An 11176-nucleotide genomic window follows, 5' to 3' on the forward strand; every position below is an offset into this window, starting at 1 on the left:
TCTCCTTCCCCCCCGCGGGGGCCGGCGGGGGGGGGCCCGCACCTCTACCGGCGGCGGGGCCCCCCCCCCCCCCCCCCGCCCCCCCCCCCCGCTCCATGTTCGCGCGTACGAGAGGCCGTTCGTGGCCTCGTCCGCGGGTCAGACCTCCACGACGACGGGGAGGATCATCGGCCTGCGGCGATACGTGTCCGAGACCCACTTGCCGAGGGTCCGGCGGATGAGTTGCTGCAGCTGGTGGGGCTCCACCACGCCGTCCTGGGCCGAGCGTTCCAGGACCTCGGAGATCTTCGGGACGACCGCCGCGAACGCGGAGTCGTCGATGCCGGAGCCACGGGCCTGGATGTGCGGGCCGCCCGTGATCTTGCCGGTGGAGGAGTCGACCACGACGAAGACCGAGATGATGCCCTCGTCGCCGAGGATCTTGCGGTCCTTCAGGGCCGGCTCGCCGACGTCACCGACGGAGAGACCGTCGACGTACACATAACCGGCCTGGACCTTGCCGGAGATCTTGGCCTTGCCCTCGACCAGGTCGACGACCACGCCGTCCTCGGCGATGACGATGCGGTCGTGCGGGATGCCCGTCAGGGCGCCGAGTTCGGCGTTGGCACGCAGATGGCGCCATTCACCGTGGACCGGCATCAGGTTCTTCGGCCGGCAGATGTTGTAGAAGTACAGCAGTTCACCGGCGGAGGCATGGCCGGAAACATGCACCTTGGCGTTGCCCTTGTGGATGACGTCGGCGCCCCACCGGGTCAGACCGTTGATGACGCGGTAGACCGCGTTCTCGTTTCCGGGGATCAGGGAGGACGCCAGGATGACCGTGTCGCCGTCGACGATGCGGATCTGGTGGTCGCGGTTGGCCATCCGGGACAGGGCGGCCATCGGTTCGCCCTGGGAGCCCGTGCAGACCAGGACCACCTGGCTGTCCGGGAGGTCGTCGAGCGTCTTGACGTCGACGACGAGACCCGGCGGGACCTTGAGGTAGCCGAGATCCCGGGCGATGCCCATGTTGCGGACCATGGAGCGGCCGACGAACGCGACCCGGCGGCCGTACTCGTGGGCCGCGTCCAGGATCTGCTGGATGCGGTGGACATGGCTGGCGAAGCTCGCCACGATGATCCGCTTGCGGGCTCCGGCGAAGACCTGGCGCAGGACGTTCGAGATGTCGCGCTCGGGCGGGACGAAACCCGGCACCTCGGCGTTCGTCGAGTCGGCCAGAAGAAGGTCGATGCCTTCCTCGCTCAGCCGCGCGAACGCGTGCAGGTCCGTCAGCCGGTTGTCCAGCGGGAGCTGGTCCATCTTGAAGTCGCCGGTGTGCACCGCCATGCCGGCCGGGGTGCGGATGGCCACGGCCAGGGCGTCCGGGATGGAGTGATTGACGGCGACGAACTCGCAGTCGAAGGGGCCGATGCGCTCGCGCTGGCCCTCCGCCACTTCCAGGGTGTACGGGCGGATGCGGTGCTCCTGGAGCTTCGCCTCGATGAGGGCGAGAGTCAGCTTGGAGCCGATGAGCGGGATGTCCGGCTTCTCGCGGAGCAGGAAGGGGACGCCGCCGATGTGGTCTTCGTGGCCGTGGGTGAGGACGATGCCCTCGATGTCGTCGAGGCGGTCCCGGACGGACGTGAAGTCCGGCAGGATCAGGTCGATTCCGGGCTGCTCCTCCTCGGGGAAGAGCACTCCGCAGTCGACGATCAGCAGACGACCGCCGTACTCGAAGACGGTCATGTTTCGGCCGATCTCGCCGAGCCCGCCGAGCGGGGTGACGCGCAGGGCGCCTTCGGGGAGCTGGGGCGGCGGGCCGAGTTCAGGATGCGGATGACTCAAAAGACTCTCCTCACCACGCACGCCACGTACCGGTCGGGCACGTGGCGTGCGTGACGTTCGTGCATAAGCAGTTGTCGTTGTGGGATGCGGGCACCGGTGTCCCGCCTTATTCAGTTGTTAAGCCTTGCTACGCGGACAACCGCGCAAAGTCTGTTGTCAGAGCTGTACCCCGCCGGCAGCAAGATCGATCTTGAGCTGGGCGATCTCCTCGGCCGAACATTCGACCATGGGGGCGCGCAGTGGCCCGGCAGGCAGCCCTTGGAGGGTCAGCGCGGCCTTGGTCGTCATGACGCCCTGGGTGCGGAACATCCCGGTGTAGACCGGGAGCAGCTTCTGGTGGATCTCCGCGGCCTTCTGTACGTCACCGGAGGTGAAGGCGTCGACGAGGGCCCTGAGGTCCGGGGTGACCACATGGCCGACGACCGAGACGAAGCCGACGGCACCCACGGAGAGCAGCGGCAGGTTGAGCATGTCGTCGCCGGAGTACCAGGCCAGGCCGGACTGGGCGATGGCCCAACTCGCGCGGCCGAGGTCGCCCTTGGCGTCCTTGTTGGCGACGATCCTCGGGTGCTCGGCGAGGCGGACGAAGGTCTCGGTGCTGATCGGGACGCCGCTGCGGCCGGGGATGTCATAAAGGATGACGGGCAGCCCGGTGGCGTCGGCGATGGTCGTGAAGTGCCGGTACAGGCCCTCCTGAGGGGGCTTGTTGTAGTACGGCGTGACGACCAGCAGGCCGTGTGCGCCGTCGCGCTCGGCCTGACGGGCCAGCTCGACGCTGTGGTGGGTGTCGTTGGTGCCGACGCCGGCCACGATGTGGGCGCGGTCGCCGACCGCCTCCAGTACGGCTCGTACCAGGTCCGATTTCTCCGCGTCGCTGGTGGTGGGCGACTCACCGGTGGTGCCGTTGATGATCAGGCCGTCGTTGCCTGCGTCCACCAGGTGGGTGGCGAGCCGCTGCGCGCCGTCGAGGTCGAGCGCGCCGTCCGCCGTGAAGGGCGTGACCATGGCGGTGAGGACCCGCCCGAAGGGGGTCTGCGGAGTGGAGGTCGGAGCCATGGGTTACACGCTACTCGGTGCTCACGGCGCGGTCTGCCCTTGGGGTGCGGGGAAAGTCCGGACAAATGCGGAGCCCGGCACTGCCTGCTCGGGGGTTCAAGCAGTGCCGGGTCCGTTTGATCAGGCTAGATGAACTTCGCTAAATGCCGCAATACGGACACCTCGCCAGGCTGATCCGTACATCTGTGCCGAGCACGACAAGACGCGCGACGGATCGCACGCCAGGACGCACCGCAGGACGCACGGCACAACGGCCTGGTTACGGCGCGACGCGGCCGTTGGCGTTGAAGGCGGCGTGGGTGAGCGGCATGAGCCTGGCCCACTCCGCCTCCATCTTCTCGCCGACCATCTCGATCTCCCGCTGCGGGAAGGACGGCACCTTGGCCAGCTCGTGCTGGGTGCGCAGGCCGAGGAAGTGCATCAGCGAGCGGGCGTTGCAGGTGGCGTACATCGAGGAGAAGAGCCCGACGGGCAGCACCGCCCGGGCCACCTCACGTGCGACACCGGCGGCGAGCATCTCCTGGTAGGCCTCGTACGCCTCGCGGTAGGAGTCCTCCATCACCCGGCCGACGAGTTCCTGCTGGGCCTGGGTGCCCTCGACGAAGACGTACTTGCCGGGGCGGCCTTCCTGGACGAGCTTGCGGGACTCGCCGGGGACGTAGAAGACGGGCTGGAGCTCGCGGTAGCGGCCGCTCTCCTCGTTGTAGGACCACCCCACCCGGTGCCGCATGAACTCACGGAAGACGAAGATCGGGGCACTGACGAAGAACGTCATCGAGTTGTGCTCGAACGGGCTGCCGTGCCGGTCCCGCATCAGGTAGTTGATCAGGCCCTTCGAGCGCTCGGGGTCCTTGTCGAGCTCGTCGAGAGACTGCTCACCGATCGTCGAGACACGAGCGGCGAACAGGACGTCGGCGTCAGACGCAGTGTGCTTGACCAGCTCAACAGAGATGTCGCTGCGAGTGAAGATCTTGAGTTCGTCGGCGGAACTGTCGGTCACGGTGCAGAGGGTCCTTCCCCATCACGTCTTCGAAGCGGCGCCCACTCTACGGGGCTGGTGAGGCCGCAGATCACGGGGCGTGCGCGACATTCACCAGCGAACATCTGTGAATCTGCCGAAACTGGGCACCCTTTCGAGCAGTCGCTCGTCTGTACCACTGAGAGCATTCCGCACAAAGCACACAGGAGGAAGTGCCAACTATGTTCCGTCGGCGTGAACCCGTACCGTTCGCCTTCATCGCCGAGGCCGACAGGTTCCGCAGCAATGTCACTCCCCCGCCCCGTCAGCGGTCGTCCGTGAGTCAGGTGGCCGGGCGGTGGCTGTTCGGGCTCACCATCGTCGCCGGGATGGTGGGCTCGCTGGTCCTGGGCATGCCGGCGCTGTCCACGCCGTCCGACACCGGGACGCAGCAGTCGCAGGCCTCCCAGGGGCACTGACTCTTCCGGCCCCCCGCGAGTGGTGAGCGGGAACACGGCCGGATAGCCTCACCGGGCACAGCCCATGCATGGATTGAGTGAGGACCAGCCGTGCCCCTGCCCTTCCTGATGGCCGACCGCACCGATGACGCGGCACTCGACAGCCCCTTGCCCTTCGACGACCGGGACCGCTGGCGGCGCCCGTACCGGCCTGGGCCGTGGCGGGTGGGCGGAGCCGCCCTGTGGCTGCTGCTCGCCTCGTTCGTGCTGTTCGCGGCGGTCGCGCTGGCCCTGACCGGCTCGCTCTCCTCCGCCGGGGCGGTCCTCGGCATCGCGCTGCTGATCATCACCGCCGCCCTGCGGATACTGCGCATGGGCGTGTGGGTGAGCGCGCGCGGAGTGCGCCAGATCGGTCTGCTGGGGACCCGGACCGTGCCCTGGAAGCGGGTCGTCGCGGTGCGCACGGCGCAGCAGCCGGTTCGCTGGCTGGGGCTGCCGCGCACGGTTCAGGGGCAGGCCCTGACGCTCGTGCGCAAGGACCGCTCCGCGGCCGACACGGAGCCGTTGCTGACCACGCACGGGATGGACTTCCTGGGCCGGGCGTCGGCCTTCGACCGTGCGGCGGACGCGGTGGAGGCGTGGGCGGCGGAGTACGGGCGCGGCTGAGCGGCGTCCCATGACATACGGCAGGGGCCGGTCCGCATCAGGCGGACCGGCCCCTGCCGCGTGTGGGGGTACCGTTCAGGCCTCCAGCGGCCTGCCGTCGTGCAGGGCGATGGCGCGCTGCATCGCCTTGCGGGCGCGCGGGGTGTCACGGGCGTCGTGGTAGGCGATGGCGAGCCGGAACCAGCTGCGCCAGTCGTCGGGGGCGGCCTCGGTCTCGGCCCTGCGCTTGGCGAAGACCTCGTCGGCGGAGTCCCGGTCGATGCGGCCGCCGGGGGTGCGCTTCAGTTCGTCCACGGGCAGGCCGCCCTCGGCGTCGAGTTCGGCGGCCAGGGCGTTGGCACGACGGACGAACTGGGTGTTCTTCCACAGGAACCACACGCCGATGACCGGCAGGATCAGCACCGCCACCCCGAAGGTGACGGTGAGGACGGTGCCGGTCTGGATGAGCATCACACCCCGGCTGCCGACCAGGACGAAGTAGAAGACCAGGACGGCGGCCGTCAGGGCGTAGGAGAGCTTCGCGCGCATGTCAGAGATCTCGTATCAGCCCAGGTCCAGGAAGTTTTCCAGACCGAAGGTCAGGCCCGGAACGGTGACCACGCGGCGGGCGCCGAGCAGGATGCCCGGCATGAAGCTGCTGTGGTGGAGGGAGTCGTGGCGGATGGTGAGGGTCTCGCCCTCGCCGCCCAGCAGGACCTCCTGGTGGGCCAGGAGGCCGCGCAGGCGGACGGAGTGGACGGGGATTCCGTCGACGTCGGCGCCGCGTGCGCCGTCCAGGGCGGTGACGGTGGCGTCCGGGGCCGGGGCGGTGCCGGCCGCGCGGCGGGCCTCGGCGATGAGCTGGGCGGTGCGGGTGGCGGTGCCGGAGGGGGCGTCGACCTTGTTCGGGTGGTGGAGTTCGACGACCTCCACCGACTCGAAGTAGGGCGCGGCGATCTGCGCGAACTTCATCGTGAGCACGGCGCCGATGGAGAAGTTCGGGGCGATGAGCACGCCGGTCTCGGGGGCCTGGTCCAGCCAGCCCCTCAGCTGCGCGAGGCGGTCGTCGGTCCAGCCCGTCGTACCGACGACGGCGTGGATGCCGTGGCGCACGCAGAAGTCGAGGTTGCCCATCACCGAGGCGGGCGTGGTCAGTTCGACCGCGACCTGGGCGTCGCCGTCGGCCAGCGCCTCCAGCTTGTCGCCCCTGCCGATGGCGGCGACCAGCTCCATGTCCTCGGCGGCCTCGACCGCCTTGACCGCCTCGGACCCGATACGGCCCTGGGCCCCGAGGACCGCCACACGCAGCTTGCTCATCTTCTTCGTTCCTTACCGGTGGTGTGTCAGGCGACGGCGTCGTGCAGGCGTGCGGCCTGTTTGTCCTTGAGCGGGCCGATGACCGACAGCGACGGGCGCTGTCCCAGGATGTCGCGGGCGACGGAGCGGACCTCGTCCGGGGTCACCGCGGCTATCCGGGCCAGCATGTCGTCGACGGACATCTGCTCGCCCCAGCACAGCTCGCTCTTGCCGATACGGTTCATCAGCGCGCCGGTGTCCTCCAGTCCGAGCACCGTGGAGCCCTGGAGCTGGCCGACGGCGCGGCCGATCTCCTCGTCCGGCAGGCCGTGCTCGGCGACCTGGTCCAGTTCGTCCCGGCAGATCTTGAGGACGTCGTGGACCTGCGAGGGCCGGCAGCCGGCGTACACGCCGAACAGGCCGCAGTCGGCGAAGCCCGAGGTGTACGAGTACACGCTGTAGGCCAGGCCGCGCTTCTCGCGGACCTCCTGGAAGAGCCGGGAGGACATGCCGCCGCCGAGGGCGGTGTTGAGCACGCCGAGCGCCCAGCGGCGGTCGTCGGTGCGGGGCAGCCCGGGCATGCCGAGGACGACATGCGCCTGTTCGGTCTTGCGGCCGAGGAGTTCGACGCGTCCGGCGGTGCGGATGGTGCGGCTGCCCTGGCGCGGACCGATGGGGGCCGCCTCGGTGGTCCGGAAGGCGCCGGCCTTCTCGAAGGCCGCGCGGACCTGTCGTACGACCTTGTTGTGGTCGATGTTGCCGGCCGCCGCGACCACCAGGTGGGTGGGGTCGTAGTGCTTCTTGTAGAAGCGGCGGATGCGGTCGGCGGTGAGGGCGTTGACCGTGTCGACCGTGCCGAGGACCGGGCGGCCGAGGGCGTTGTCGCCGAACATGGTGTGCGCGAACAGGTCGTGCACGCAGTCGCCCGGGTCGTCCTCGGTCATGGCGATCTCTTCGAGGATCGCGCCCCGCTCGACGTTGACGTCGTCCTCGAGGATCAGCGAGCCGGTCAGCATGTCACAGACGACGTCTATGGCGAGCGGCAGGTCGGTGTCGAGCACGCGCGCGTAGTAGCACGTGTACTCCTTCGCCGTGAACGCGTTCATCTCGCCGCCGACCGCGTCGATGGCGGAGGAGATGTCCAGGGCGGAGCGCCGCGTGGTGCCCTTGAAGAGCAGGTGCTCCAGGTAGTGCGTGGCGCCGTTCAGGGCCGGGGTCTCGTCGCGGGAGCCGACGTGGGCCCAGATGCCGAAGGTCGCGGAGCGCACCGAGGGCAGGGTCTCGGTGACGATGCGCAGACCCCCGGGGAGGGTGGTCTTGCGGACCGTGCCGATGCCGTTCTCGCCCTTGATCAGGGTTTGGGTACGGGCGACGGCCCGCGCCTCCGAAGAGGTGCGGGCCGTCGTCGTGGAGCTGCTCGACGTCACTTGTCGGTGTCGTCCTTTGCGTCCTCGTCGGAGCCTTCCTCGCCCTCGATCACGGGGATCAGGGAGAGCTTGCCGCGGGAGTCGATCTCGGCGATCTCGACCTGGACCTTCTGGCCCACACCGAGGACGTCCTCGACGTTCTCCACGCGCTTGCCGCCGGCCAGCTTGCGGATCTGCGAGATGTGCAGCAGACCGTCCTTGCCGGGCAGCAGGGAGACGAACGCGCCGAACGTGGTCGTCTTCACGACCGTGCCCAGGTAGCGCTCGCCGACCTCGGGCATCGTCGGGTTGGCGATGCCGTTGATCGTGGCGCGGGCGGCCTCGGCGGCCGGGCCGTCGGAGGCGCCGATGTAGATCGTGCCGTCGTCCTCGATGGTGATCTCGGCGCCGGTGTCCTCCTGGATCTGGTTGATCATCTTGCCCTTGGGGCCGATGACCTCACCGATCTTGTCCACGGGGATCTTGACGGTGATGATCCGCGGGGCGTTCGGGGACATCTCGTCCGGCTTGTCGATCGCTTCCATCATCACGTCGAGGATGTGGAGGCGGGCGTCCCGGGCCTGCTTGAGGGCGGCGGCCAGGACAGAGGCCGGGATGCCGTCCAGCTTGGTGTCGAGCTGGAGGGCGGTCACGAACTCCTTGGTGCCGGCGACCTTGAAGTCCATGTCGCCGAAGGCGTCCTCCGCACCGAGGATGTCGGTGAGGCTGACGTAGTGCGTCTCGCCGTCGATCTCCTGGGAGATCAGGCCCATGGCGATACCCGCGACCGGGGCCTTCAGCGGCACACCGGCGTTGAGCAGCGACATGGTGGAGGCGCAGACCGAGCCCATGGACGTCGAGCCGTTGGAGCCGAGGGCCTCGGACACCTGACGGATCGCGTAGGGGAACTCCTCGCGGGTCGGCAGGACCGGGACCAGGGCGCGCTCGGCGAGGGCGCCGTGGCCGATCTCGCGCCGCTTCGGGGAGCCGACGCGGCCGGTCTCGCCGACGGAGTACGGCGGGAAGTTGTAGTTGTGCATGTAGCGCTTGCGGGTCACCGGGGAAAGGGTGTCCAGCTGCTGCTCCATCCGGAGCATGTTGAGTGTGGTGACGCCCAGGATCTGGGTCTCGCCACGCTCGAACAGCGCGGAACCGTGCACGCGCGGGATGGCCTCGACCTCGGCGGCCAGGGTGCGGATGTCGGTGACACCGCGGCCGTCGATGCGCTTCTTCTCCTTGATCACGCGCTCGCGGACCAGCTGCTTGGTCAGCGAGCGGTACGCGGCGGAGATCTCCTTCTCGCGGCCCTCGAACTCCGGGAGCAGCTTCTCGGCGGCCAGACCCTTGACGCGGTCCAGCTCGGCCTCGCGCTCCTGCTTGCCGGCGATGGTCAGCGCGGCGGCGAGCTCCGGGCGGACGGCGGCGGAGAGCGCCTCCAGGACGTCGTCCTGGTAGTCGAGGAAGATCGGGAACTCGCCGGTCGGCTTGGCGGCCTTCGCGGCGAGGTCGGCCTGGGCCTTGCAGAGCACCTTGATGAAGGGCTTGGCGGCGTCCAGACCGGAGGCGACGACCTCCTCGGTCGGCGCCTCGGCGCCGCCCGCGACCAGCTGGATGGTCTTCTCGGTGGCCTCGGCCTCGACCATCATGATCGCGACGTCGCCGTCCTCCAGGACGCGGCCGGCGACGACCATGTCGAAGACGGCGTCCTCGAGCTCGGTGTGCGTCGGGAACGCGACCCACTGGCCGTTGATCAGCGCGACGCGGACGCCGCCGACCGGGCCGGAGAAGGGCAGACCGGCCAGCTGGGTGGACGCGGAGGCGGCGTTGATCGCCACGACGTCGTACAGGTGGTCGGGGTTGAGCGCCATGATGGTGGCGACGACCTGGATCTCGTTGCGCAGGCCCTTCTTGAAGGACGGGCGCAGCGGGCGGTCGATCAGGCGGCAGGTGAGGATCGCGTCCTCGCTCGGCCGGCCCTCACGGCGGAAGAAGGAACCGGGGATCTTCCCGGCCGCGTACATGCGCTCCTCGACGTCCACCGTGAGGGGGAAGAAGTCGAGCTGGTCCTTGGGGTTCTTGGAGGCGGTGGTGGCCGACAGCACCATGGTGTCGTCGTCCAGGTACGCCACGGCGGAGCCGGCGGCCTGCTTGGCCAGGCGGCCCGTCTCGAAGCGGATGGTGCGGGTGCCGAAGGTGCCGTTGTCGATGACGGCCTCGGCGTAGTGGGTCTCGTTCTCCACTAGCGTTTTCTCCGTTACTTTCGTCTGCGTTACGTCTTTTGTCCCGATCTGCCCGTGTGGCAGGGGGACGGTCCCGGAGAAGCGCGCCGTGCTGTGCGGGCCGGTCTTCGATCGAAGCACCCGGGGCTCGCTTCCCCCCGGGGGCCACTACCGAGGACCGGCGGCGGCTTGGGTGCGCTTCTCCTTGTTCGCTGTCGTGCTGTGTCGTGCGTATTGCGTTGTGCTACCACACTACAAAGCGTGAGTGACACTCCGCACGTTTCCGCACGTACGGCAAAGGGAGCGGTCCCGGGTCTCTCCGGGAACCGCTCCCTTCACGGCGTGTTACTTGGCGCCCGCCGCACCGCGGCGGATGCCCAGGCGGTCGACCAGCGCACGGAAGCGCTGAATGTCCTTCTTCGCCAGGTACTGCAGGAGGCGACGGCGCTGACCGACCAGGATCAGCAGACCACGACGGGAGTGGTGGTCGTGCTTGTGGACCTTGAGGTGCTCCGTCAGGTCGGAGATCCGACGCGACAGCATGGCGACCTGGACCTCGGGGGAGCCGGTGTCGCCCTCCTTGGTACCGAACTCGGTGATGATCTGCTTCTTCGTAGCGGCGTCGAGCGACACGCGTACTCCTCGTAGTCATTGAGTGGCCACCGAGTGCCCCCGGTCTTTGTCTCGGGGGAGCTTCCGTTACTCGGGAGGCGGGGATCCGCTGGGCGCGGCCTCAGGGGTCCACGGGGGACTCCGGGGGTGCGTACACAAACGGCCGTCGACCAGGGTACCAGTGCCGGAGTACGAGAATGTCCGGGACGGTCCCGGACCGTGCGAGACAGCCGATGGCGGCGCGACCGCCAGTAGTGTGACCGTCACAGCGTACGTACGTCGTCGGGAAGGGGTCGCCGCGGGATGAGCGAGACGGCTGAGGAGATGAAGGCGCGCAAGGAGCGGGAGCGGGACGAGCTCTACGCGCTCGACATCTCGGGTGTCGAGTGGCACTGCGCGCCCGGCACCGAGCAGGACGAGGAGCGGGTCGAGATCGCCTACCTGCCCGAGGGTGCCGTGGCCATGCGGTCGTCGCTCGACCCGGACACCGTGCTGCGGTACACGGAGGCGGAGTGGCGGGCCTTCGTGCTGGGCGCGCGGGACGGTGAGTTCGACCTGGAGCCGAACGAGCGCAACGGCGGCCTGGCCGCCCAGTGACCGACGGCCCGGTTGTGGGGGGGGGGCGGCGGGGGCGCCCCGGCACCCCCAACCACACCCGCAACAACACCGGCCGCCCCGACCGCCCCCCCCCCACCCCCCACC

Annotated in this window: 11 protein-coding genes; 3 read left to right on the forward strand and 8 right to left on the reverse strand. The window is 69.2% G+C overall.

Features of this window, described 5'->3' with window-relative positions; translation table 11 throughout:
- Nucleotides 1-138: 138 nt before the first annotated feature.
- The 3 genes from ABZ642_RS45055 to thyX all read right to left on the reverse strand — a co-directional run bounded on the left by ABZ642_RS45055 (nucleotide 139) and on the right by thyX (nucleotide 3880).
- Entirely contained in the window at nucleotides 139-1824 is a 1686-nt protein-coding gene (locus ABZ642_RS45055) for a ribonuclease J (RefSeq protein WP_360497136.1), read from the reverse strand.
- A gap of 156 nt (nucleotides 1825-1980) precedes the next feature.
- Nucleotides 1981-2880 carry a 4-hydroxy-tetrahydrodipicolinate synthase gene (dapA, locus tag ABZ642_RS45060; protein ID WP_360497139.1) on the reverse strand — a complete coding sequence of 300 codons (900 nt, stop codon included), beginning with the start codon at nucleotides 2878-2880 and terminating at the stop codon, nucleotides 1981-1983.
- 259 nt (nucleotides 2881-3139) lie between these two features.
- On the reverse strand, nucleotides 3140-3880 hold the full coding sequence (thyX, locus tag ABZ642_RS45065; protein ID WP_360497141.1) for an FAD-dependent thymidylate synthase: 741 nt from the start codon (nucleotides 3878-3880) through the stop codon (nucleotides 3140-3142).
- Between the two features lie 200 nt (nucleotides 3881-4080).
- Between thyX and ABZ642_RS45070 the strand changes: the two genes are divergently transcribed.
- Entirely contained in the window at nucleotides 4081-4317 is a 237-nt protein-coding gene (locus ABZ642_RS45070; RefSeq protein WP_360497143.1) for a hypothetical protein, read from the forward strand.
- Nucleotides 4318-4407: 90 nt separating this feature from the next.
- Nucleotides 4408-4962 (forward strand): hypothetical protein, encoded by a 555-nt coding sequence (locus tag ABZ642_RS45075; RefSeq protein ID WP_360497146.1) that lies wholly within the window; start codon nucleotides 4408-4410, stop codon nucleotides 4960-4962.
- Between the two features lie 75 nt (nucleotides 4963-5037).
- Here ABZ642_RS45075 and ABZ642_RS45080 read toward each other — a convergent pair whose 3' ends face one another.
- From ABZ642_RS45080 to rpsO, 5 genes are all read right to left on the reverse strand, one after another.
- The gene (locus ABZ642_RS45080) at nucleotides 5038-5490 is read right to left on the reverse strand and encodes a hypothetical protein (RefSeq protein ID WP_360497149.1); all 453 of its coding nucleotides are present in this window, start codon (nucleotides 5488-5490) and stop codon (nucleotides 5038-5040) included.
- A 15-nt stretch (nucleotides 5491-5505) separates the two neighbouring features.
- The gene (dapB, locus tag ABZ642_RS45085; RefSeq protein WP_360497152.1) at nucleotides 5506-6258 is read right to left on the reverse strand and encodes a 4-hydroxy-tetrahydrodipicolinate reductase; all 753 of its coding nucleotides are present in this window, start codon (nucleotides 6256-6258) and stop codon (nucleotides 5506-5508) included.
- Between the two features lie 26 nt (nucleotides 6259-6284).
- Nucleotides 6285-7664, reverse strand: coding sequence for a pitrilysin family protein (locus ABZ642_RS45090; protein ID WP_360497154.1), 1380 nt, complete (start codon nucleotides 7662-7664; stop codon nucleotides 6285-6287).
- Nucleotides 7661-9883: a polyribonucleotide nucleotidyltransferase gene (locus ABZ642_RS45095; protein WP_360497157.1), complete on the reverse strand. Its 2223-nt coding sequence runs from the start codon at nucleotides 9881-9883 to the stop codon at nucleotides 7661-7663. The genes ABZ642_RS45090 and ABZ642_RS45095 overlap by 4 nt, the downstream gene beginning before the upstream one ends.
- A 324-nt stretch (nucleotides 9884-10207) precedes the next feature.
- Nucleotides 10208-10495 (reverse strand): 30S ribosomal protein S15, encoded by a 288-nt coding sequence (rpsO, locus tag ABZ642_RS45100; RefSeq protein ID WP_089098391.1) that lies wholly within the window; start codon nucleotides 10493-10495, stop codon nucleotides 10208-10210.
- A gap of 282 nt (nucleotides 10496-10777) precedes the next feature.
- Between rpsO and ABZ642_RS45105 the strand changes: the two genes are divergently transcribed.
- Nucleotides 10778-11071 carry a DUF397 domain-containing protein gene (locus ABZ642_RS45105; RefSeq protein ID WP_123973668.1) on the forward strand — a complete coding sequence of 98 codons (294 nt, stop codon included), beginning with the start codon at nucleotides 10778-10780 and terminating at the stop codon, nucleotides 11069-11071.
- Nucleotides 11072-11176 lie beyond the last annotated feature (105 nt).

Origin of the sequence: Streptomyces sp. NPDC007157 (assembly GCF_040634235.1) — a bacterium.
Taxonomy (GTDB): Bacteria; Actinomycetota; Actinomycetes; order Streptomycetales; family Streptomycetaceae; genus Streptomyces.

Excerpts from the sequence above, each read along its gene's own strand:
- ABZ642_RS45070 (WP_360497143.1), top strand. The coding sequence starts at position 4,081 with ATGTTCCGTCGGCGTGAACCCGTACCGTTCGCCTTCATCGCCGAGGCC.
- ABZ642_RS45105 (WP_123973668.1), top strand. The coding sequence starts at position 10,778 with ATGAGCGAGACGGCTGAGGAGATGAAGGCGCGCAAGGAGCGGGAGCGG.
- ABZ642_RS45080 (WP_360497149.1), bottom strand. The coding sequence starts at position 5,490 with ATGCGCGCGAAGCTCTCCTACGCCCTGACGGCCGCCGTCCTGGTCTTC.
- dapA (WP_360497139.1), bottom strand. The coding sequence starts at position 2,880 with ATGGCTCCGACCTCCACTCCGCAGACCCCCTTCGGGCGGGTCCTCACC.
- dapB (WP_360497152.1), bottom strand. The coding sequence starts at position 6,258 with ATGAGCAAGCTGCGTGTGGCGGTCCTCGGGGCCCAGGGCCGTATCGGG.